The organism is Promicromonospora sp. AC04 (assembly GCF_003058225.1).
In the GTDB taxonomy this organism is placed as follows: domain Bacteria; phylum Actinomycetota; class Actinomycetes; order Actinomycetales; family Cellulomonadaceae; genus Promicromonospora.
Map to the genome: position 1 here is coordinate 119,108 of NZ_QBUG01000004.1, position 21,720 is coordinate 140,827.

At 68.7% G+C, this 21,720-nt stretch carries 23 protein-coding genes; 12 read left to right on the forward strand and 11 right to left on the reverse strand.

Translation table 11 applies throughout. The features are described 5' to 3' along the window. Window positions 1-40: 40 nt before the first annotated feature. Window positions 41-436 (reverse strand): helix-turn-helix domain-containing protein, encoded by a 396-nt coding sequence (locus tag C8K30_RS12150; protein WP_108493174.1) that lies wholly within the window; start codon window positions 434-436, stop codon window positions 41-43. 57 nt (window positions 437-493) lie between these two features. Between C8K30_RS12150 and C8K30_RS12155 the strand changes: the two genes are divergently transcribed. The 3 genes from C8K30_RS12155 (at window position 494) to C8K30_RS12165 (ending at window position 2,783) form a co-directional block, all read left to right on the forward strand. Continuing rightward, window positions 494-952: an ester cyclase gene (locus C8K30_RS12155; RefSeq protein ID WP_108493175.1), complete on the forward strand. Its 459-nt coding sequence runs from the start codon at window positions 494-496 to the stop codon at window positions 950-952. Window positions 953-1,092: 140 nt separating this feature from the next. After that, complete coding sequence (locus tag C8K30_RS12160; RefSeq protein WP_108493176.1) at window positions 1,093-2,130, forward strand: LLM class flavin-dependent oxidoreductase; 1,038 nt, start codon at window positions 1,093-1,095, stop codon at window positions 2,128-2,130. Continuing rightward, window positions 2,127-2,783, forward strand: a complete 657-nt coding sequence (locus C8K30_RS12165; RefSeq protein ID WP_108493177.1) for an NADPH-dependent F420 reductase — start codon at window positions 2,127-2,129, stop codon at window positions 2,781-2,783. The genes C8K30_RS12160 and C8K30_RS12165 overlap by 4 nt, the downstream gene beginning before the upstream one ends. 48 nt (window positions 2,784-2,831) lie before the next feature. Here C8K30_RS12165 and C8K30_RS12170 read toward each other — a convergent pair whose 3' ends face one another. Further along, the gene (locus tag C8K30_RS12170; RefSeq protein ID WP_158280994.1) at window positions 2,832-3,326 is read right to left on the reverse strand and encodes a MarR family winged helix-turn-helix transcriptional regulator; all 495 of its coding nucleotides are present in this window, start codon (window positions 3,324-3,326) and stop codon (window positions 2,832-2,834) included. A gap of 80 nt (window positions 3,327-3,406) precedes the next feature. On the opposite strand from C8K30_RS12170, the gene C8K30_RS12175 reads away from it, so the two are divergent. From C8K30_RS12175 to C8K30_RS12190, 4 genes are all read left to right on the forward strand, one after another. Next, complete coding sequence (locus C8K30_RS12175; RefSeq protein ID WP_108493179.1) at window positions 3,407-4,477, forward strand: alkene reductase; 1,071 nt, start codon at window positions 3,407-3,409, stop codon at window positions 4,475-4,477. Window positions 4,478-4,488: 11 nt separating this feature from the next. Beyond that, a complete protein-coding gene (locus C8K30_RS12180) occupies window positions 4,489-4,950 on the forward strand; it encodes a nitroreductase/quinone reductase family protein (protein WP_199230462.1) in 462 nt (153 codons plus the stop codon). 19 nt (window positions 4,951-4,969) lie between these two features. Next, complete coding sequence (locus C8K30_RS12185; protein ID WP_108493180.1) at window positions 4,970-5,860, forward strand: SDR family NAD(P)-dependent oxidoreductase; 891 nt, start codon at window positions 4,970-4,972, stop codon at window positions 5,858-5,860. Window positions 5,861-5,978: 118 nt separating this feature from the next. Then, window positions 5,979-6,887, forward strand: a complete 909-nt coding sequence (locus tag C8K30_RS12190; protein WP_108493181.1) for an LLM class flavin-dependent oxidoreductase — start codon at window positions 5,979-5,981, stop codon at window positions 6,885-6,887. Between the two features lie 25 nt (window positions 6,888-6,912). Here the strand turns inward: C8K30_RS12190 and C8K30_RS12195 are convergent, their stop codons facing one another. The 5 genes from C8K30_RS12195 to C8K30_RS12215 form a co-directional block, all read right to left on the reverse strand. Continuing rightward, window positions 6,913-7,953 carry a Gfo/Idh/MocA family protein gene (locus tag C8K30_RS12195; protein ID WP_108493182.1) on the reverse strand — a complete coding sequence of 347 codons (1,041 nt, stop codon included), beginning with the start codon at window positions 7,951-7,953 and terminating at the stop codon, window positions 6,913-6,915. Between the two features lie 74 nt (window positions 7,954-8,027). Further along, window positions 8,028-10,013, reverse strand: coding sequence for a right-handed parallel beta-helix repeat-containing protein (locus C8K30_RS12200; protein WP_108493183.1), 1,986 nt, complete (start codon window positions 10,011-10,013; stop codon window positions 8,028-8,030). Window positions 10,014-10,045: 32 nt separating this feature from the next. Beyond that, complete coding sequence (locus tag C8K30_RS12205; protein ID WP_108493184.1) at window positions 10,046-10,879, reverse strand: carbohydrate ABC transporter permease; 834 nt, start codon at window positions 10,877-10,879, stop codon at window positions 10,046-10,048. Further along, complete coding sequence (locus tag C8K30_RS12210) at window positions 10,879-11,814, reverse strand: carbohydrate ABC transporter permease (RefSeq protein ID WP_369939866.1); 936 nt, start codon at window positions 11,812-11,814, stop codon at window positions 10,879-10,881. Before C8K30_RS12210 ends, C8K30_RS12205 begins: the two co-directional genes overlap by 1 nt. Next, a complete protein-coding gene (locus tag C8K30_RS12215) occupies window positions 11,811-13,112 on the reverse strand; it encodes an extracellular solute-binding protein (protein WP_108493186.1) in 1,302 nt (433 codons plus the stop codon). The genes C8K30_RS12210 and C8K30_RS12215 overlap by 4 nt, the downstream gene beginning before the upstream one ends. A 195-nt stretch (window positions 13,113-13,307) precedes the next feature. Between C8K30_RS12215 and C8K30_RS12220 the strand changes: the two genes are divergently transcribed. Further along, the gene (locus C8K30_RS12220) at window positions 13,308-14,357 is read left to right on the forward strand and encodes a LacI family DNA-binding transcriptional regulator (RefSeq protein ID WP_108493187.1); all 1,050 of its coding nucleotides are present in this window, start codon (window positions 13,308-13,310) and stop codon (window positions 14,355-14,357) included. 71 nt (window positions 14,358-14,428) lie between these two features. Here C8K30_RS12220 and C8K30_RS12225 read toward each other — a convergent pair whose 3' ends face one another. From C8K30_RS12225 to C8K30_RS30700, 3 genes are all read right to left on the reverse strand, one after another. Beyond that, the gene (locus C8K30_RS12225; RefSeq protein WP_108493188.1) at window positions 14,429-15,343 is read right to left on the reverse strand and encodes an NmrA family NAD(P)-binding protein; all 915 of its coding nucleotides are present in this window, start codon (window positions 15,341-15,343) and stop codon (window positions 14,429-14,431) included. 125 nt (window positions 15,344-15,468) lie between these two features. Then, entirely contained in the window at window positions 15,469-15,813 is a 345-nt protein-coding gene (locus C8K30_RS30695; RefSeq protein ID WP_158280995.1) for a nuclear transport factor 2 family protein, read from the reverse strand. A gap of 26 nt (window positions 15,814-15,839) precedes the next feature. Beyond that, window positions 15,840-16,274, reverse strand: coding sequence for a DUF6069 family protein (locus C8K30_RS30700; RefSeq protein WP_158280996.1), 435 nt, complete (start codon window positions 16,272-16,274; stop codon window positions 15,840-15,842). Window positions 16,275-16,374: 100 nt separating this feature from the next. Between C8K30_RS30700 and C8K30_RS12235 the strand changes: the two genes are divergently transcribed. The 4 genes from C8K30_RS12235 to C8K30_RS12250 are packed head-to-tail and all read left to right on the forward strand — an operon-like array spanning window position 16,375 to window position 19,036. Next, window positions 16,375-16,815, forward strand: a complete 441-nt coding sequence (locus C8K30_RS12235) for a MarR family winged helix-turn-helix transcriptional regulator (RefSeq protein ID WP_108493190.1) — start codon at window positions 16,375-16,377, stop codon at window positions 16,813-16,815. A gap of 17 nt (window positions 16,816-16,832) precedes the next feature. Further along, a complete protein-coding gene (locus tag C8K30_RS12240) occupies window positions 16,833-17,579 on the forward strand; it encodes an SDR family oxidoreductase (protein WP_108493191.1) in 747 nt (248 codons plus the stop codon). Between the two features lie 18 nt (window positions 17,580-17,597). After that, window positions 17,598-18,029 (forward strand): nitroreductase family deazaflavin-dependent oxidoreductase, encoded by a 432-nt coding sequence (locus C8K30_RS12245; protein WP_108493192.1) that lies wholly within the window; start codon window positions 17,598-17,600, stop codon window positions 18,027-18,029. A 53-nt stretch (window positions 18,030-18,082) separates the two neighbouring features. After that, on the forward strand, window positions 18,083-19,036 hold the full coding sequence (locus C8K30_RS12250) for an SDR family oxidoreductase (RefSeq protein ID WP_108493193.1): 954 nt from the start codon (window positions 18,083-18,085) through the stop codon (window positions 19,034-19,036). Window positions 19,037-19,140: 104 nt separating this feature from the next. Here C8K30_RS12250 and C8K30_RS12255 read toward each other — a convergent pair whose 3' ends face one another. Continuing rightward, window positions 19,141-21,720 (reverse strand): alpha-L-rhamnosidase, encoded by a 2,580-nt coding sequence (locus C8K30_RS12255; protein WP_108493194.1) that lies wholly within the window; start codon window positions 21,718-21,720, stop codon window positions 19,141-19,143.

Genomic DNA, 21,720 nt, shown 5'->3' on the forward strand with positions numbered 1-21,720 from the left:
ATGGATGTAGCACTTTGGTTTGCAACAGCTCCCGAGCCAGCTATTCCGGGCCGTCGAACCGGGCCTGGGCCGAGCGCACTTCTTGCATGTGTCGTGCGGACCAGTCGGTGAGGTAGCGGAAGGCGGGTTGAAGGGTCGCGGCGAGCGCGGTGGCCTCGTACTCGACGCGGGGCGGCACCTCTGCGTGATACGTGCGGGTGACGAGGCCATCGCGTTCAAGCTTGCGCAGGCGTTCGGTCAGCACCTTGGGCGTCACTCCGGGCAGCAGTCCGCGCAGCTCGGTGAACCGGAGTCGGCCATGCTCGCTGAGCACCCACAGGATGTGGGAGGTCCAGCGTGCAAAGACGATCTCCACGACCGGCGCGAACGGGCAGGGGTCCTCAACGAACTTTGCCTCAGCCAATGGTACCTCCTTGGTAACTAGTATCTTCAGCATACTAGCGTGTGTGGGCGTCGGGAAAAACCGACGGAAGTGCTACCGAAAGGACAGCTCATGACGACGCCGGACAACGACCGTGTCGCCCACAACCTCCAGCTGATGAAGGAGGCGGACGACGCCTTCAACGCGCGCGACTACGCCGGCTTCCTCGACCACCTGCACACTCAGGACGTGGTCGTCTACCAGCCCAATCTGGCGCAGCCGACGCACGCACTGGAGGACCACCGCGCCGAGGTCGAGTGGCTCGTGCGCGCCTTCCCCGACCTGCACGTGCACAACGACCTCTACGAGCTCCAGTTCGGCCAGGGCGACTGGACCCTGGCGCTGGGCCGGATGACCGGAACCTTCACCGGCGAGATGACCGCCCCCGACGGAACCGTCGTCCCTCCGACCGGCAAGGGCTTCGACATCCAGTTCACCACCATCGCCCGTTGGCGTGACGGCAAGATCGCCGAGGAGCGCATCCTGTGGGATCAGTCCGCGATCAGCCAGCAGACAGGGCTGGCGGACTGACACGCAACGCGGGGCCGGACTGGGTGACTGCATGTCGAAAGCCGGCCCCGCCCGCGTACTCATCGCCGCTGTCTACAGCCCTGGCGCGCCCCGGGACGGGGCCGGGGCGACTCAGGAACCACAAGACGAAAGGCATTGTCATGGAACTCGGCGTCTATTCCTTCGGGGACCTCGGTCACGACCGGACATCGAAAGCAGCGGGGCGGCGCTTGGACGCGCTCATTCGTCAGGCTCAGGCCGCCGACGAAGCGGGGCTTGACATGTTCGCGCTCGGCGAGCATCACAGGCCTGACTTCGCGGTCTCGGCTCCGGAGGTGGTTCTCGCGGCGATCGCGGCGACGACCCGGCGTATCCGGCTCACGACATCGGTCATCGTCCTCTCGACGGTCGATCCGGTGCGGCTGATGGAGCAGTTCGGCACTCTCGACCAGATCTCGCACGGCCGGACGGAGATCACCGTCGGTCGTGGGGCATTCCCGGAGTCGTACTCGCTGTTCGGGTACGACATACGGGACTACGAGGCCTTGTTCGACGAGAACGTTCGGCTCCTCATCCAGCTACGCGACGACCCGGCGAAGCCGTGGCAGGGCCGGTTCCGATCTGCCTTGCGCGACGTCCACACAGGGCCCCGGCCGGCGCAGCAGAAACTGCCGATCTGGATCGGGGTGGGTGGCACCCCGCAGAGCGCCGTCCGCGCCGGGATGCTCGGGCAGCCGATGTTCTTGTCGCTGTTCGCCGGGCCGCGCAGCGGTGTGCGCCTGGTGGAGCTGTATCGGCGTGCGGGCACGCAGGCCGGGCACGACCCCGCCTCACTGCGGCTGGCCACCGGCGGGCACATGTATGTCGGGCGAACGTCGCAGGGCGCCCGGGAAGAGTTCTACCCGCACTACTCGCACTACCTCTCCCTGCACCCGAGCTTCGCCGGCGGCATGCCGCGCCACGTGTACGACCAGTGGATCGCCAACGGCCTCCTCGTGGGGAGCCCGCAGCAGATCATCGACGGAATCATGACCCACCGGGAGCTGCTCGGCGTCGACCGGTTCGTCGGCCAGTTCGACCCCGGCATGCCCGAGAGCCTCGCCGACGGCAGCCTCGAGCTCTACCTCACCGAGGTCCTCCCCGTCATCAAGGCCGAGACCCGCACGTCCGAGCCCGCCGCGACGGAGGTGGCGTCATGAAAATCGGCATCATCGGTGCCGGCAAGCTCGGTACCACGCTCGCCCGACGCGCCGTCAACGCCGGTCACGACGTCGTGATCGCCGGGCGCCCCGGAGCCGCACAGACCGCCCTGGTCGTGGAGGTCATGATCCCCGGCGCGACCGCACTGCCTGTCACCGACTGGGAGGATCTAGACGTCGCGATCCTCGCGGTGCCGTTCTCCATAGCTCTCACCATCCCCATGCCACTTCAACCGGGCACCGTAGTGATCGACCCGACGAACCATTGGGCGCCGGTGGACGGCGATCTGAGCGATGTCGCCCACCGGAGCACGAGCGAGGCCCTCGCCGCCCGTCACCCGCAGCTGCAGTGGGTGAAGTCCCTCAACCAGCTTGGTTACCACGACCTCGAAGACGAGACCATCGGGATCGCGGAGCGGCCGGCGATGGGCATCGCATCCGACTCGGCTGAGGCAGCGCACACGGCATCGGTGCTCATTGCATCCCTCGGGCTCGACCCCGTGGTGATCGGCCCGCTCAGCACCGGCACCCTCCTGGAGCCGGGTGGCCCCGCCTTCGGAACCACGCTCAGCAACGCCGAGCTCAGTACGCTCCTCCACCCGGCCGAACAGGCGGAGCGGTCGCGGGGCGACGTTGCGGAACATGTCGGTTGAGAGCGCATTCCGCGACGCCGCCTGAATACTGCCGCACGTTCGACGCGGCTACCCGGCCTCGGCCTCGACCAAGCGCCCGGCCCACGCACCAACGATGACCTCTGTCCAGCTCGTGAACGTCTCGCGGGCCTCGGCAGGCAGAGCGGCGATCATCTCGCCCAGGACGGCATCGAGCTGTCCGTAGAACGCTTCGGACGCCGCCGCACCTGCTGGAGTAGCCAGGACATGGGTCGAGCGCCGGTCGCCCGGGATGGCCTCCCGCGCGATCAAGCCGCGCGCCACGGCGCGATCGACCAGGCCCGTGAGCGCCGCCTTCTCGACGCCGAGTGCTTGCCCCAGCTCGTTCATCCGCCTCGGGCCGCGCACCAGCACGCCGAGCATCCGCGCCTGCATGGGGGTGACCCCATTGCGCTCAGCCACTGCGGCGACCTGCGAATGGACCATCACCGACAGCTGGGCGAGCACGTGCAGCGGGCTGGTGCCGTCGGGACCGAACTCGCACGCCTCGTCCCGGACGTCGTGGTCGAGCTTCTCAGCTGTCATGGGAATACAGTACATGGCAGAAAGTGTTCATGGCATGTACTGTTAGTGCCACGTACTCAACCACTGCAAGGGAAGACCTCATGACCTCCGCCTTCGACTCCTACGACCTGGCTGGCGCGTCGCTGAAGAACCGCATAGTGATGGCGCCGATGACGCGCTCGCGCGCCTACGGGGCAGGAGCGACGCCCACCGATCTGAACGCCGACTACTACGCGCAGCGCGCGTCCGCCGGCCTGATCGTCACCGAGGGCACGCAGCCCTCGGTCGTAGGGCAGGGCTACCCCGACACCCCTGGGCTGCACTCGACCGAACAGGTGGCGGCATGGCGCATGGTCACCGACGCCGTCCACGCCGAGGGCGGAGTGATCTTTGCCCAGCTCATGCACTCGGGCCGTATCGGCGACCCGGACCTGCTTCCCGACGGTGTCATCAACGTCGGCCCGTCGGCCGTCGCAGCGGACGGACAGGTCTACACCCACGCGGGGATGAAGCCGTTCCCGGTGCCGCGCGAGCTGACCCACGAGGAAGTCCTGTCCACGATCGTCGACTTCACGACGGCGGCGCGCAACGCGATCGCCGCCGGCTTCGACGGTGTGGAGATCCACGGGGCCAACGGCTACCTGGTGCACCAGTTCCTTGCGACCAACGCGAACCAGCGCACCGACTCCTGGGGCGGATCCGTCGACGGCCGGATCCGGTTCGCCGCCGAGGTCGCGACCGCCGTCGCCGGCGCCATCGGCGCCGACAGGACCGGGATCCGCCTGTCCCCGGGCAACCCGCTGCACGACATCGCCGAGGAAGGACTCGACGAGACGTACGACGCCCTGGTCACCGCGCTCGCCCCGCTCGGGCTGGCCTACCTGCACGTGATGGAGGCACCGGGCCAGCGCGAGCTCACCCTGCGGATCCGCAAGGTGTGGGACGGCACACTCATCCTCAACCCGTCCACCGAGGGCCGGCCCACCGGCCCTGAGGAGCTGTCCCTCCTCGAGGACGGCACCGCCGACCTGCTTTCTTATGGGGCGCTCTTCCTGGCCAACCCGGACCTGCCCGCGCGCCTGGCCGCAGGCGGTCCGTTCAACACCCCGGACCGCGCCACCAGCTTCGGCGGGGACCACCGCGGGTATACCGACTACCCCTCGCTCGTCTGAAAGGCAGTTCGATGAGCTTCAACACCCCGAACGGCACCTACGGCGCCCAGATGCCGGTGTCCACCGCGCAGATGCGCGCCATGAACGAACGCAACATCGCCGCCATCCGCGCCGGCCAGTCCGCGATGGGAATGCAGGCACTCGTCCTGATCACCATCGGCAAGAAGAGCGGCCAGGTTCGAGAGAACCCCGTCGCCTACTTCCCGGTCTCGAACGACTCCTGGCTGGTCGTCGCCTCGGCGGCCGGAGCCGCCAAGCACCCGGCCTGGTACTTCAACCTGGCCGCACAGCCCGACAAGGCCCGCGTCGTGCTCGCGGGCGAGGAATTCGACGTCGACGCCGAGGAGCTCCACGGACAGGAGCGTGAGCACGTCTGGCGGCAGATCGCGTCGGCGTCGGCCGGCTTCGCCCAGTACGAGACCCTCACGGACCGGGTCATCCCGGTCATCCGGCTCACCCGTCGCACGCACTGAACCAGAAGGAGACAACCCCATGAAAAAGGACACTAGCGTCCACTGGCACCGCACCAGCGCCGCCTTGGACCTAGACGGGAAGAACGTGGCCGTCGTCGGCGGCACCGGTGGTATCGGCCGGGCCCTGAGCCGGCAGATGGCCACACGCGGTGCCCAGGTCACCGTCGTCGGCCGCACGTTCCGCGACCGGGGTATGCCGAACATCGAGTTCGTCCAGGCCGACCTGGACCGCATGAGCGAGGCCCAGCGCGTCGCCCAGACCCTGCCGGCCGAGGACCTCGACGTGCTCGTACTGACCACGGGGATCTTCGCCGCGCCCCAACGGCAGGAGACGCCCGAGGGCCTGGAACGGGACATGGCCGTCAGCTACCTCAGCCGCCTGGTCCTGGTACGCAACCTCGCAGCACGGCTCGGGACCGCCCGACCCGAGGGTGCGCCCCGCCCGCGGGTGTTCGTCTACGGCTACCCCGGCTCCGGACAAACCGCGCACGTGGAGGACCTCAACTTCGAGAAGGACTACGTCTCCATGAAGGCGCACATGAGCACCGTCGCCGGTAACGAGGCCCTCGTGCTCGACTCGGCGCAGCGGTACCCCGGCCTGGGCGTATTCGGCCTCAACCCCGGTCTGATCAAGACCGACATCCGCGCCAACATGCTCGGCGAGGGCAGCTGGAAGCACCGCGCCATGGAGACCGCCATCGGGTGGTTCACCCCCGACGCAGACACCTATGCGAAGCACATCCTGCCGCTGCTGTTCACCCCCGACCTTGAGCACCACACCGGAACCATGTTCGACAAGAAGGGCAGTGCGATCCTCCCGTCACAAACCATGACGACCGCCCACGTCCGCGACATCATCAAAGGGTCCGAGCACCTGCTCACCCGGAAGGTCCCCGCCGTCCGGCACTGAGCACACCCCGCCGCCGGCCGGACACCACCCGTGGGCTCCGGCTGACCGGCACCTCGGCCGCACCGTCCACGCGCCCTGACGCCACCCGCACCCCAGCCCTCATACCCGGAGAGAGATCATGGTCGACTACGGTCACGACCTGCTGTTCGGCAGCTTCGTCACACCCCGGTCCGACGCGATCGCGGAGCTGATCCATGCGGCCCAGGAGGCCGAACGCGTCGGCCTGGACCTCGTGACGGTCCAGGACCACCCCTACCACCCCGGCTTCGTCGACACCCCCACGCTCATCGGTCAGCTCGCAGCCCGCACCGAACAGATCCGCTTCTCAGCGAACGTCACCAACCTCCCGCTGCGCCCGCCCGCCGTACTGGCAAAAGCGACAGCAAGCCTCGACCTGATGACCGGCGGACGGATCGCGCTCGGGCTCGGCGCGGGCGGCTACTGGGACGCTATCTCCGCCTACGGCGGCACCAGGCTGACACCGGGCCAGTCGGTTGACGCGCTTTCGGAGGCCATCGACATCATCCGCGCGCTGTGGGACGTCACCGACCGGTCCATGGTGAACCATCAGGGCGAGCACTACCAGATCGTGGGCGCCAAACGAGGGCCTGCACCGGCCCACCCCGTGCCGATCTGGGTCGGCGGGTACAAACCTCGCATGCTCCGCCTGATCGGCGCCAAGGCCGACGGGTGGCTCCTCAGCATGTGGGGCAACGACATCAAGGCCATCGGCGACGGCAACCAGAGGATCGACGATGCCGCACACGCCGCAGGCAGAGACCCGTCAGCGATCCGCCGCCTGGTCAACATCCCCGCTCGCGCCTCGGCCACATCGGAAGGGCTGCTGGCCGGGCCGCCCCGGACCTGGGTCGACCAGCTCGCCGGTCTCACGCTTGAGCACGGCTTCTCAGGGTTCATCCTCGCTGGCGACGACACCAGCCTCTACGACGTCATCGGACAAGAAGTGGCGCCTGCGGTCCGCACGATCGTCACCGCCGAACGCCCTCCGTCAGCACCTCGGGATTGACTCTCGGCAGAGTATCCGCCCGGCTCTACTGACGTTCTTCGGTGTCCACGGTCAGCAGACCGCGGATCGCGTCGATCGTGGCAAGGGTCGAGACGACCTCGTCGAGCGTGTGCAGCGGCGACTCAGGTCGGCCCTCAGCCAGGTAGGAAGCGAACGCGAGCGCTTGGTAGCTCAGTGCGTCGTATCCATCCTCGAAGGTGTCGTCGGTCCACGACTCGGTGACATCCGTCCCGTCGGCGCGCGTGGTGAGCACGACACCGGTCGGCGTGAAGAAGGACGCGGGGATGTCGATGCGCCCCTTCGTGCCGATGACCGTGGCGCGCGTGGGCAGGTGGGCGACCATCGACGTCGCGACGAAGGCGTCCGCTCTTCCGGGTGAGGTGAGGATCGCCGAGGCCCGCAGGTCGACCCCGTCCGGGGTGATCTCGCCCGAGGCCTGGACCCGTGCCGGCGCCCCCAGGACGAAGCTCGCGAACGAGACCGGGTAGACGCCGGCATCCAGGAGCGCACCACCACCCAGCGTCGGATCCCACATCCGGCTGCCCGGGTCGTAAGGGGCCACGAAGCCGAAGTCCGCGGTCACGAGGTGGATGTCGCCCAGCGTGCCGTCGTCGAGCATCTGGCGCACGATGTCGATCTGGGGCAGGTAGCGGGTCCACATCGCTTCCATGACCAGCACTCCCGCGGCGCGTGCTGCCGTTGCGATCTCGCGTGCCTCGGCGGCCGACAGCGCAATCGGTTTCTCCACGAGGACCGGCTTCCCGGCGGCGATTGCCTGCAACGCCAGGTCTCGGTGCGAACTGTGCGGTGTGGCGATGTAGACGGCGTCGATGGACTCGTCGGCCAGCAGGGCCTCCGGGGTCGGGTACGACGTCGGGATGTCGTGCGTGGTGGCAAAAGAGGACAGCCGGTACGGGTCGCGGGCGGTGACCGCGGCGACGCGCTGCGCGGTGCGCCGGTGGACGGCGCGGACGAACCGGGTGGCTATCCACCCGGTGCCGATGATGCCCCAGCGCAGTGCCGGGGTCGCGTCGCCGTCGATGCGGCGGGGCTTCGGGAGGGTCATGGCGGGACTCCAGGTCAGAGGTCTTCGGGGCACGGGTTCAGGGGCATGGATTCAGGGGCCGACGGCGGCGAGCCTCACCACACGCGGATGCGCGAGATACCTGAGGCGAGAGCGGCGAGCGGGCCGGCCGGGTAGGTCTCCTCGGCGGACTTGGGGGCGCCGCCCAGGTCGACGTCGATGGCGACGGGGCTGCCGTCGTGATCCTCGAACTCCGCGTCCACGACCCGGACCCGCTCGAGGTCCTTGCCGGTCACGACGTTGATCCGCAAATGGTCGAACCGCGTGGGCAGTGCCGCCTCCAGGTAGACCCCGTCGCCGTCCTCGACGACGGCGACCGAGACGCCCTGATCGACGACGACGGCGCCCTCCTCGGCTTCGTACGGCACCGCGCCCGAGGCGTAGAAGTTGTCCCGGATGTAGACGGGCTGCTTGGCGCCCATGAATCGCTCGTGGTCGCCGGTAGAGGGGTCCGCGAGCTGATCGAAGTAGCTGGTGAGCGAGGACGGGTGCCCGTCGTACCCGGCGGTGCCGTAGCCGACGACCTGGCCCGCACGCGCCGTCGGCCCGTAGGCCCGACCTGCGTCGCTCCCCAGGAAGATGTTCCCGATGTGGCGGTCGTCGCCGCCATGGATCGCGGCGTAGCCCGCGACCTGGGTGCTGTGCGGCACGTGGTACGGCGTGGGCCGCTCCACGACCGGCTCCAGCGATACGGTGCCGCACACGAGATTGCTGACGAAGGCGCCTCCCTGGCTGAACACCTCCAGGGACGCACGCGAGCCGAAGATGTTGTGGTCGACCAGGTACGGTCCGTGGCTCACCTCGACGAACAGGTCGCGGTTGTTGTCGTGGAACAGGTTCCGGGTGACCCGAGTGCCCTGGGTCTGCCAGTCCAGCCAGGTTCCGAGCGTGCAGTCGTGGATGCGGTTGTGCCGGATGGTGACGTCGATCGCGGCGTGGAGCTTGATGCCGGCGATCTCGTAGCCGTAGAACTCGCGCTTGATCGCGATGTTGTAGATGTGGTTGTCCTCGATGGTGGAGAACACGCAGCCGAGGTGTCCGACTATGCCGTTCTGGCCGCAGTCGTAGATGGTGTTGCGACGCACGACGTGCGAGCCGACGTGCTCACGGTCCCACCCGATCTGGCGTGCGGAGAACACCGACTCGAGCTGGTACTGGTAGCCGGGCTTGTCTCCGCGGAGCGTGGCGTAGTTGTGGCCGGTCGAGGCCTCCTTGCCCAGCGAGATCGCCGAGCACTTCGCATCGTGGATGACGTTGTCCTCGATGATCCAGCCCTTGGCCCAGTTCGGCCCGATCAGGCCGGGCTGGTCGGCGGTGGGCGGGGCCCACGGACTCGCGGCGTGGGCCAGCTCGAAGCCCCGCACCGTGATGTAGTCGATGTGGTGCTCGGCGGGGTAGAACACCGACCGGCGCACGTTGATCTCGACCGCCTCGGCGTTCGGGTCTGCGCCCTGGAAGTTCGCCCAGATCGTCGTGACGTCCGGGCCGACCTCGGCGTACCAGACATGGCGCGTCTGCTCGGGATCGCGGATGTGATCGGTGCCGCCGGTCCAGTCGTCGGTCGCCTCGGCGCGCAGCGGCGGGTCGAAGACCTCCGGCAGGGTCAACACCTCGTAGAAGCTGCGTCCGTTCAGGTAGACGTCGCCCAGGTGCTTGCGGGGCGTGTCCTTCTTCGGGTAGACGATCCAGTCGCCCTCGATCTGTTCGGCGTAGGGGTTGAACGAACCGAACAGCGTGTTGGGGACGGTGACCGTCCATACATCTCCCCCGCCCTGCTCCCACCCCGTTACCGGCTCCGAGCCCTTGATCACCACGTGCTCGCCGGGCGCCGCCTGGTAGGTGATCCGCCGGGCGTCGCTGAGCCCGCCGCGGCGCGGCCGCACCCACTCGCGATACTCCCCACCGTGCACGACGACGGTGTCGCCGGGTCGCGCCACGGCCGCGGCCCGGTTGATGGTGCGCAGCGGGCTGTACGCGCTGCCGTCCGCGGTGTCGGACCCAGTGGTCGCGACATGGAGCGTGGTGGGCGCAACGGTGTTCATGAAGCTCCTCAAAAGGCTGGGTACTTGCCCGGTCACTTGCCGAAGCCGGCGGTCAGGCCGGACACGAGCTGGCGGCGGCCGACGATGTAAGCGGCAAGGATGGGCAGGACGGACAGGACGACGGCGGCGAGCACAGCCGGGACGTTGACGGAGAACTCGCCCTGGAAGGACCACAGGGACAGCGGCAGCACCCGGGTCTCGGCGCTCTGGGTCAGCACGAGCGGGAACAGGAACCCGTTCCACACCTGCAGGGCGTTGTAGACGCCGACGGTCATGATGGCCGGGCGGGTCAGCGGCAGCGCGAGGTTCCACAGGGTGCGCCACTCCCCCGCGCCGTCCATCTTCATCGACTCGAACAGCTCCGCCGGCACGTCGCGCAGGAAGTTGGTCAGGATGAGCACCGACAGCGGGATGGCGAACGCGATCGACGGCAGGATGATCGCCCACAGGGTGTCGTAGAGGCCCAGCTGCACGATGAGGTAGTAGACAGGGATGATCGTGGCCTGGATCGGGATGGCGATCCCGAGCAGGAAGACCTGGAAGAGCCGCGCCGTCGAGCGGCGGCGTGATCGCACCACGACGTAGGACGCCGTCAGGCTCACCGCCAGGATCACCAGGGTCGAGACGAGGGTGACGACGACCGAGTTGCCGAAGTAACGCAGAAAGTCGTTGGCCAACACCTGCCCGTACGCGTCCAGGGTCGCGTTGGCCGGCAACGACAGCGGGTTCTCGGAGTAGTAGTCGGCCTGAGGGCGCAGGCTCGTGACGAGGATGTAGTAGATCGGCACGATGATGATCGCCAGCCAGATCCACCCCGCCAGGCCGCCGAAGAGGTTTGGCGTGGTGCGTGCGACGCGTACGGACATCAGACGCCCTCCATCTGCGAGTCCATCTTGCTCGCTCCCGAGAACCGGTTCAGCCCGATCGAGACCGCGAGGCCGACGACGACGAGGATGACGGCGATGACGCTCGCCTTGCCCATGTCGTAGCTGCGGAAGCCGGTCAGGTACATGTCCAGCGGCAGGATGCGGGTCGCGTTGCCGGGACCCCCGCCGGTCAGGACGAAGATGAGGTCGAAGTAGGTCAGGGAGCCGACGATCATCAGCGTCGAGGACGTGACGATCGTGTACTTCAGCTGCGGCAGCGTGATGTAGAAGAACTGCTGTACCCGGCCGGCGCCGTCGAGCAGCGCCGCCTCGTACATCGACTTCGGGATCTGCCGCACGCCGCCCTGGTACAGCAGCGAGTGGAACGGCACGAAGGACCACGAGATGACGAACAGCACCACCCACAGCGCCAGGTCGGGGCTGCCGATCCAGTCCTGGGACAGCCACGAGATGCCCAGTGCGGTGCCGAGCCCGAAGTTGGGGTCGAGCAGCGCTCGGTAGGCGATCGCGACGGCCGCCGCCGAGAACAGCAGCGGCAGGAAGTACAGCACCGAGAGCACGGCGCGGTAGCGCTGGCGGCCGGCCATGAAGACGCCGAGCAGCAGAGAGAGCGGCGTCTGGAAGAGCCAGGTCGCCACGCTGAGGACCACGGTGAGGCGCATGGCGTTCTGCGTCACCGGGTCGGTCAGGGTCCGGCCCCAGTTCTCGGCGCCGGCCCATACGGGATCGCCCAGGCCGTCCCAGCTCATGAACGACAGGACAGCGACGCCGATCAGCGGCACCACGGCGAACACACCGAACAGGACCAGGGCTGGGCCGGCCATCCAGACCGACGGGCCGTCCGCGCGGTTTCCAGGGGCCCGGCGGCCCTGGCGCGTCTGCGTCAGGGCCGCCGAGCCGGTTGCGGCACTCACAGCGTCGCGTCCATCGCGTCGGAGAACTGCTGCGGGTCGATCTGCCCCAGGAAGAGCTGACTGAGGTTGTTCAGCAGCTCCTGGGCCTGGGCCGGCGGCAGGGCCTGGTCCCAGGAGAGCTGGAAGTGCGGGGCGTCGCGCACCATGCCGTACACGAACGACAGATAGTCCGCGTTGTCCTGCTGCTCGATCTTGTCCTCCAGCCCGGTGATCGGAGGAACGGTGCCGATCGCCAGCAGGTCGTCGACGGCGTCGTCGTTGAGCACCTGGGAGGAGATGAACGACTTTGCCGTGGCCTGGTCCTCCTCGGCGGCGGATGCGGAGACCGACCAGAAGTTGGACGGGTTGCCGACGATGTTCGCCGGGTCACCCGCGCCACCGTCGACCGCGGGGAAGGTCGTGTAGCCCAGGCCGCCCGACTCGACGAGCTCGGGGGCGTCGTTGAGGAAGTTCGGGTACACCCAGCTGCCCTGCAGGATGAACGCCGCCTTGCCGGTGTGCACGAGTGCGGTGTCGGCGTTCTGGTCGGCGTTGACCGAACCGAAGCTGTCCCCGAACGCACCGGCGTCGACGAGCTCCTGGATCTTGGTCGTGGCCTCGATGACGGCGGGGTCGGACCACGCGCCCTCCTCGCCGTCGACCACGGCTTGGAAGACCTCCGGGCCGCCGATGCGGTCGGTGAGGTACTGGATCCACATCAGCTCGGGCCACACGCTCTGCCCGGCCAGCGCGACCGGGATCACGCCCTGGTCCTTGAGGGTGCCCACCGCGGTGAGCAGCTCGTCGTACGTCGTCGGCACCTCGACGCCGGCCGCGTCCAGGACCTCCTGGTTGTAGTACAGGACGACCGGCTGGCTCTGCGTGTTCGGCACCGCGTAGGTCTTGCCGTCCACCTGACCGTTCGCCGCGACCGACGGGACCAGCCGGTCGGTGAGCTCCTGCGTGTCCGCCGTGATGTCGACGACGCTGTCGTTGGCGACGTAGTCGGCCAGCGTCCCGCCCGCCCACGAGTAGATCAAGGTCGGGGCGTTGCCCGATCCCACGGCGGTCCGGATCTTCTCCTTGTACGCGTCGTTCGCGAACCAGTCGACCGCGATCTCCTGGTCCGGGTTCTCGGCGTTCCACGCGTCGAACTGCGCGCGGAACATCTCCTCGCTCCCGCCGGTCAGCGCCCACGCACTCGCCCCGTCCGCGGCCGCCTGGCCGGGCTGGTTACCTCCACCGCATGCCGCCAGCACGGTCGCCAAGCTCACCGCGGCCACCATGGCGCCAGTGCGCCGTCCGATGCTCAGCCTCATTGCTCGAGTCCTCTCTCTCGTCGACACCACCGTCGACTGGACAGAAACAGTTTCGCACTGTTTCCTAAACAGATTCGACGGTAGGGCCGACGCCCATTGAAGTCAACACGCAAAACAGGCACTTTCGTGCGTGAGTGTTCCGAAACTTTTTCAGAGGGGGTAGGCTGCCGGTGATCCACTCGAGGGAGGTTTGCAGTGAGCAGCACGAACGCGTCGCGCCCGACACTGGAGCAGGTGGCCCGTGTTGCCGGGGTCTCGAAGGCCACCGCCTCCAAGGTGCTCAACCGCAGGCCCGACATTTCGGCCCAGACGCGACGGCGGGTCGAGCAGGCGATAGACGAGCTCGGCTACGTGCCGACCACCGGCCCTCGCGAGAAGGACCGTCTGCAGAAGGTCAACGTCGTCTTCGACACCCTCGTGAACGTCTACTCCATGCAGGTACTGGACGGCATCCTCACTGCCGCACACTCCCAGGACGTCGAGGTGCTCGTCGACAAGCTGGATCCGGATCCCGAGGGCGACGGCCCGCTGTCCGGGGGGTGGATCCGCCGCTTGGCGGCGCACGGGCGCACCGGGGTGATCGTCGTGACCTCCGAGCTCACCGCCGACCAGCGCGACCTAATGCGCTCGCTCGGGCTCAGCGTCGTCATGATCGACCCACTCAACCCGCTCGACGACGAGGTGGTGTCGGTGGGGGCGACGAACTTCACCGGTGGGATGCAGGCCACCCGCCACCTGCTGGATCTGGGACACCGCCGGATCGCTTTCGCCGGGGGGCTCCCGATCTCGATGGCCTCGCGCGAGCGTCTGCAGGGCTACCTCAGCGCGATGAGCTCGGCCGGGGTGGCACTCGACCCGTCGTTGGTCCTCGAGCAGGGCTTCAGCTTCCTGGCCGGGCTGGAGATGGCCAGTGAGTTCCTCGCGGGCCCGCAGCCACCGACGGCGATCTTCGCCGGGTGCGACGCCTCCGCCCTCGGGGTGCTGGAGGCCGCGCGACGCCGAAGTCTGCGCGTCCCGCAGGACTTGTCGGTCGTCGGCTTCGACGACACCTACGTGGCCGTGTCGACCGCACCGCCCCTGACCACTGTGCGTCAGCCCATCATCGACATGGGCCGCGTCGCGCTGCGGACCCTGCTCCAGCAGGCGCGCGGAGAACGCGCCGACTCCCACCACGTCCAGCTGTCCACACAGCTGGTCGTGCGAGAGTCGACCGCCGCTCCGGCCGCTGCGCCGGTGGGCGCCTGAGAGCTCAAGCACCCACCGGTCAGGCAGCACTCGTAAGGAGTCCTGCTCGACGTCGCGCAGGCGCCGGACCGTCAGAGACCTTCGGCCTGCACGTACTGACGCACAGTCGTGGGTGTGATGTGGGGGTACCGGTCGTTCATCACCGGGTCCAGGCGGCCCTGACCCTTGAGCTGGGCGCGGTAGTACATCAGGGGTAGGTACTGGAGGAAGTTCGCCTGACCCCCCTCCTGCAGTTGCGCAATCTGCGCGTCCAGGTCCTCCAAGGAGCCCATGCGCCGGACCGTCAGCGTCGTCCCGGAAGCCTCCTCATACGCCAGGACCATGTCGGCGAAGTTCAGGCTGTCGCCGAGCGCGGCGAAGACACGCGGCACCGGCCGCTCGTCCACGGCAACCGCCGCGGTGTACCGGGCCGTGTCCGCGTAGGTCGTGTAGTCCATCGGGGACTCGCCCTCGCCCCAGACCCGGGCGGTCTTCGCCTTGGGGTCGATGACGTCGATGAACCCGAACAGCACGTCCTTGTCCAGGAAGCCCCCGATCATCACGTGGGTGACCTCGACCCCGCCTCGCTCGTCGTCCGCGATCTGGGCGAAGTGCCGGCGCATGTCCGCCGTCACGATCTGCCCGGGGTTCACCGTGAACATGTCGAGCGAGAACGTCGACGGGATGAAGCGTCGCACTCCCGCCTCGCGAGCCGCCCGCAGCACGGCGCGCTGCCCCTCGATGATCGTCTCGGGCCCGCCCTGCACCGCGGAGATGACCGTCATGGCACCCTCGGTGAAGGCGGACAGCGCCGCCGTGTCACCGGAGTTGATGTCGCCCTCCACGACCTGCGCGCCGCGGGCCTCCAGGTCCGCGACCTTAGCCCGGCTCCCGGGGCGCACCAGCAGTCGCAGCTGCACATCCGGCATCGCCATCAGCTCCTGCGCGATCAAGGCCCCCAAGTGACCACTCGCGCCCATCAGTGCGATCGTCTTGTTGCTCATCATGCCCTTCGTCTCGTTGCTTGCTTCTGTTCTTGTGGTCTCTGGGCGACGATCAGCCGCGCAGAGCCGGACCGGTGGCACACAGCCAGGCCCGCGCCACAGCGCTGGTCGAACTGGACTGGACCGGGTTAGCGGAGGATGACGCGTGCGTCGAAAGCGATGCGGACCTCGGTGATGAGGTCACCTTCGACGTGGACCCAGTTCGCGACGGGGACCGAGCTGGTGTCGTTGGCGTGGTGCAGGTCGAACCAGGTCAGGGTGTCGGGCCCGTCGACCCATTGCCTGATGATGTCGATGCGCCGGGTGATGGAAAAGATGTGGCCGAGAGCCTGCTGGTACTGGATGGCGCCGTCGATGTGTCCGAGGGGTCCGGTCACGGCCACCTGCGGGGCGAGGACGGTTTCCAGGAGGTCGGCGTCTCGGTTTGTCCACGCCTGGAAGTACGTGTCAACGGGAGCGGGGACGGTTGTCATGATGCGCTGTTCCTTGTCGGTCGTGGCTATGCGTTGCGAGGGCGGGTGGGTGCGAGGCCGATGAACCAGGCGGCGGCAACGCTGAGGTGCATGACGGCCAAGGCGATCGCGGTCTGCGGGTCGGAGGCGACGAAGAGCGGGCTCACGATCGACAGCAGAGCGAGGCCCACGCCGAGCCCTCGCGCCCATCGCCGGAAGCCGGGACGCCGGCGTGAGACGAACCAGGTCACGACGCCCGCCGCCGTGGCCGGGACGATGCTGGCGACGAGCACCAGAGGCCAGCTGATGCCCTGGTAGCCCGGGGTTGTCACCTGCATGGCCGCTCCGGCGACGGTGGCGATCCAGAAGGCTGAAAGGTTGACCACGGCGGCGAGGACGGTGCCGCCTGCGAGCACGGCAGGGCGAAACGGGCGCGCGCCCTGCCGTGCGGTGGTGCGGCCCTTCGCGGCGGTGTCGGTCATGAGTAGCTCCTCGAGCGGGTGGAACAAGCTAGCGAGCAACGACGTTAGCATCATTGCTTGACTCACTCAATTGTTGAGCATATGGAGTATCGTCGTGGTAGTGACCGATCAGCTGATCCAGCGTGGCTTGGCGCAGTCGCGCCGGCTTGCTCGGCTGATCGTGCTGCTCGCCGACAGGTCAAGAGAGGAATTCGCCGTGGCGATCGCGCCGTTCGGCCTGCCTGTACCGGTCGCCCGCACCCTCATGGTGCTCTCCGGCCCAACACCGATGAACGAGATGGCCGGCCACCTCGGCTACGACCCGTCGTACGTGACCGGGCTCGCCGATCAGCTCGAACAGCGCGGCCTCGCCACTCGCGTCCCCGGCAAGGACCGGCGCATCAAGATGCTGCAGCCCACCGCCGAGGGCCACGCGTTGCGGACCCGGATCATGCACGCGGTCGATGCCGCAGGCGCGTTCGCGCAGAGCCTGTCCCCCGCTGAACGAGACACCCTCGGCGAGCTGCTCGAGCGCCTCCTCGACCCGACAGCCACGAAGTGAACCGAAAGGAACCCACCATGCTCACCCTCACCGGTGAAGAACTCGCCGGCCGCGACACCCTTGTGGTCGGCGGCACCGGCAACGTCGGCACATTCCTCGTTGACGCGTTCTTGCGCGCCGGCGCGCGCGTGATCGTGCCCTCCCGCTCCCCGGAGAAACTTGAGCGGCTGCGCCATCGCCTCGGGCCGAAGAAGGCGGAGCATCTCGTGGAGCTGACGGGCAACATCGGCACGCCAGAGGGCGCCGCCGATGTGCAGCAGCAATTGCGCGACCTGACCGACGACCTGTACGCCGCGGCCGCTGCCCCCGCGAGCTGGCACCAGACGAGCTCGATGTTCCGGGCCGGCTTCGCCGACTTCCAGAACGTCATCGAGACCCGCCTGTACCCGCACTATCTCGCCGCCGAAGCGGTCCTGCCGCTGCTCAACCAGGAGGGCTCGTACACGACCATCAACGGCCCTGCCGGATTCGGCCGCGCTCCGATGCCGGGAACCGGGTCCATCGCGGTGGTCGCTGCTGCGCAGGCGAAGCTGATCGAGGCATTCGCCGTGGAGACTGGCGGGCGACCCCGCGTCAACGACGTCATCATGATGGCCTTCCTCGGCCCGCAGGGCACCCGCCCCGGCTCGCCTCTGACCGGCGAGCAGGTCGGCGACTTCGTTGCCTCACTCGCCTCCTCCGCCGACCAGGGCGTCCACCAGCAGACCATCTACCTGCACGAGCCGCGCCAGGTCGAGGACGCGCTCGCCGGCACCTTCGCCTGAGCAGGAAGGACACAGACCATGGCTGAGAACCAGTATGCCCAGTGGAATCAGAAGATCATCGACGAGTTCCGCGCCAACAGCGGCACCGTCAACTCCGCTCCCTTCGGGCGAAGCCTGGTGCTCGTGCACCACACCGGCGCGAAGAGCGGCACAGAACGAATAACCCCGGTGATGTACATCCGGCAAGACCCGGACACCTGGCTCATCGCCGCCTCCAAGGCCGGGACCCCGGAGAACCCCGCCTGGTATCACAACCTCCTCGCCCACCCCGACACCACCATCGAGACCCCCGACGACGGGGTGGTGGCCGTCCATGTCGTCGACCTCAAGGGCGAAGAACGCGACGCGGCGTGGGACCGCTTCACCACCATCAGTCCTGGGTTCCGCGCCTACCAGGAACGCACCACCCGCATCATCCCCGTCCTGGCCCTGGGCCGGCGAACGAGCTGACCCGCCCGCAGCCGCGCCCGACTTCGTCATCAACAAGAAGAAAGACACCCACCATGACTGACACCACTTCTGCCCACACGCCCGACCCCGAAGAGGCCGCGTCTCCGCTCACGGGTCCGGTGCTCGTCGTCGGCGCCACCGGCGATCTCGGCGGCAAGGTCGTCGACGCACTCCTCGCGAACGGCAAGCAGGTTCGCGCGCTGGTGCGCCCCACGACGAACGCGAACAAGCTGGAAGCGCACGGCGTGGAGATCGCCCGCGGCGACATGCTCGACAAGGCCTCCCTCGTCAAGGCAATGACCGGCGCGGACGCGGTCATCACCACTGCCGCCGGCTACACCCGCGGCGGTAAGCAGGCCAACGACATCGACACCGTCGGCAACGCCAACCTCGCCGAGGCAGCCAAGGAAGCAGGCGTGCGCCGCTTCGTGCTCACCAGCATCCTGACCAGCCACCTCACCCCCGACGTGCCACACTTCTGGCACAAGAAGCTCGCCGAGGACAAGCTCGAATCCCTCGGCGTTCCCTTCGTCGCCCTACGGCCAGGTGCGTTCCTGGACCAGATCACACAGATGAACGGCAATAACCCGTTCGAGAAGCACTCCACTACGTGGCTGGGCAGCAAGAAGGTCAAGCTGACCTTCGTGCTCACCACCGACCTCGCCAAGCTTCTCGCCGCCGCCGTCGACGCGCCCGTCACTGACGGGGAGCGGATCGACATCGGTTGGGACCGCCCGATCAGCATGGACGACTTCGCCCAGATCAGCACCAACATCACCGGGGCGAAGATGAAGGTCCGCGCGATCCCCACCGGTCTCCTTCTGACCGCTGGTGCGCTCATCGGCCGGTGGGCACCGCTGGTTCCCGACATGGCCGCCATGGCCCGGTGGTTCGACACAGGCAAGTACGTCGCGGACACCAGCCGACAGGCAGAAGTCTTAGGCCCCGTCCCCACCGCCGAAGAGGCGATCGCAGGGTTCGCGGCAGGCCTGCGCGCCCAGCGCTGAGGGCATGAGGAGGGGGTGGCGGCTCTGTCTTGGCCGCCGCCCCCCCCCCGCTGCCCTTGAGGATCGAGGATGAATGTCCGTCACGTCGATGACCTGAGCAGGGTCTACCTGCTGTTCGGCCAGGAGCGCCGGTGGAGTCCTGACGACAGCTCCTCCACGTCACCGGCGGGGTGCTCAAGGACGCCGGTCGCGCCGGCCGGCACCCGGACCTCGACCTCCAGCGCGGAGCCGGTGCTGCTCCAGACGATGGAGGCGCGGCCGTACGGGGTCTCGTGGGCGGCCCCCGCCCAGTCGAGCCCGCTCTCCGCGCCGGGGCGAAATCGGATGGCGCGCCAGCCCGGGCTGGTCGGGGCGATGCCGGCGATCGTGCGGTGCATCCAGTCGGCCACCGCTCCGAGGGCGTAGTGGTTGAACGAGGTCATGTCGCCCGGGTTGACGTCGCCGTCGGGCAGCATGCTGTCCCAGCGCTCCCAGATCGTGGTCGCGCCCATCGTGACCGGGTACAGCCACGACGGGGCCGAGCGCTGCAGGATGAGCTCGACCGCCAGATCGAGGTGTCCGGTCCGGGTGAGCGCGTCGAGCAGGACCGGTGTGCCGAGGAAGCCGGTCGTGAGGTGGACGTCGGCCTCGCGCACGAGCTCGGCAAGGCGCTGCCCGGCGGCCGGCTCCTCCTCGGGTTCGAACAGGCCGAACATGATCGCGATCGCATAGGCCGCCTGGGAGTCCGACGTCAGGCGGCCCGGACCGGTGCGGTAGCGGCCCCGGAATCCGTCGCGGGCCTGAGCTGCCCGCACGGCCAGCTCGTCCGACTCAGCCCGGCCCAGCTCGGCCGCCGTCGCGGCGAGCACGGCCGACGAGCGCGCGTAGTAGGCGGTCGCGACCAGGTGCGGGTCGGTCAGGCCGTCCGCCGGGTCGTCCGGTGGCGCGGTGGGGTCGAGCCAGTCCCCCAGCTGGTAGCTGGTGTCCCAGACGTGGTCGTCGCCGGCGAGCTCGTGCTCGAGGTCGTTCCAGGCACGCGCGCTCGGCCACTGGCGGCGCAGGACCTCGGTGTCGCCGAAGTGCTCGAAGACGGTCCACGGGACCAGTGTCGCCGCGTCACCCCACCCGGCCCCGGGCCGCGGCGGCGTCCACTGGTCGCCCCCGGGGATCGTGGGGACGTACCAGGGGACCGTCCCGTCCGGCAGCTGTTCGGCGGCGACGTCCTGCAGCCAGGAGGTGAGCACGCCCGAGCAGTCGTAGAGAAAGCTCGCCGTCGGCGCGAACACCTGGATGTCGCCGGTCCAGCCGAGCCGCTCGTCGCGCTGCGGGCAGTCGGTGGGCAGGTCCACGAAGTTGCCGCGCATGCTCCAGACGACGTTCTCGTGCAGGCTGCTGAGCATCGGGTCCGAGCACTCGAACCAGCCGGTCCGCCGCATGTCGGTGTGCAGCACCCGGGCGACGATCCCGCCGTCGACCGGCCGGTCGCCCCACCCGGTGATCTCGGCGTACCGGAAGCCGTGGATCGTGAAGCGCGGCTCCCAGGTCTGACGGTCCCCACCCTTGAGGACGTAGCGATCGGTGGAGACAGCGCCGCGTAGCGGACGGGTGCACAGCTCCCCCGCCTGGTCCAGGACCTCCGCATGGCGGATCTGGATCGTCTCACCGGCCTGGCCGGCGACGTCGAGGCGGAGCCGCCCGACGAGGTTCTGACCGAAGTCCAGGATGACGCGTCCGTCGTCGGTCCGCCGGGCGTTCACCGGAGCGATCTCCTGGGTGCACCGGACCGGCGGTCCGGTCGGGGCGGCGATCCGGTCGACGTCGAGGTCCCGCTTGGCGACCGGAGTCCACCCGGCACCCGTGAAGCCGGCCTCCGACCAGCCCGGAATCTCGTCCCGCGCGTCGTAGGTCTCGCCCTCCAGCAGCCCGGCCCACTGGACGGGGCCTGGTGCGGCCTGCCATCCGGGGCCGGTGGCGACGACGGTGCGGCTCCCGTCCGGGTGTGTCACCTCGAGCTGCGCGAGGAGAGCGGTCGCCTCGCCGTACAGGTTGACATGGCCGCCGCCGAACCCCAGCCGGCCGCGGAACCAGCCGTCGGCCAGGTGCGCCCCGATCGCGTTGGGCCCTTCTCGCAGCAGCCCGGTGACGTCGTAGGTGTAGCAGCGGAGCCGGTGGTGGTAGCTCGTCCAGCCAGGACCGAGCTCGTCGTCGCCCACGCGGATGCCGTTGATCTCGGCCTGGTAGAGCCCGTGCGCGGTCACGTACAGCCGGGCCGACACCGCCGGGGACCCGAGGTGGAACTCGCTGCGCAGCAGGGCCGGCCTGCGCAGCGACCCGGGATCCTCGTCCCAGGCCGGGCCGATGGCCACCGCCTGCCAGTCGGACGGCTCGAGCAGGCCGGCCTCCACCGCGGCGGGCGGGCTCCACGAGCTCGCCTCGCCGTCGGCGCCCCAGGCCCGGACGCGCACGGTGGCGCCCTCCCGCGAGCGGAGGGCTTCGAACGGCCAGGCGACCAGCACCGACTCGACGCCGTCCACCATCCTGGTCTGCCGCCGGCCGTCGAGCTCCAGCTCCAGCTCGGCGCGGACCTGGCGCCACCCGTCCGGGGCACGGGTGACGACCCAGCTCACGCGCGGCGCGCTCTCGCCGATGCCGAGCGCCTCGCGGTGGTGTTCGAACGTCGGGGCGTCGACGGCGGGTTGCGTCAC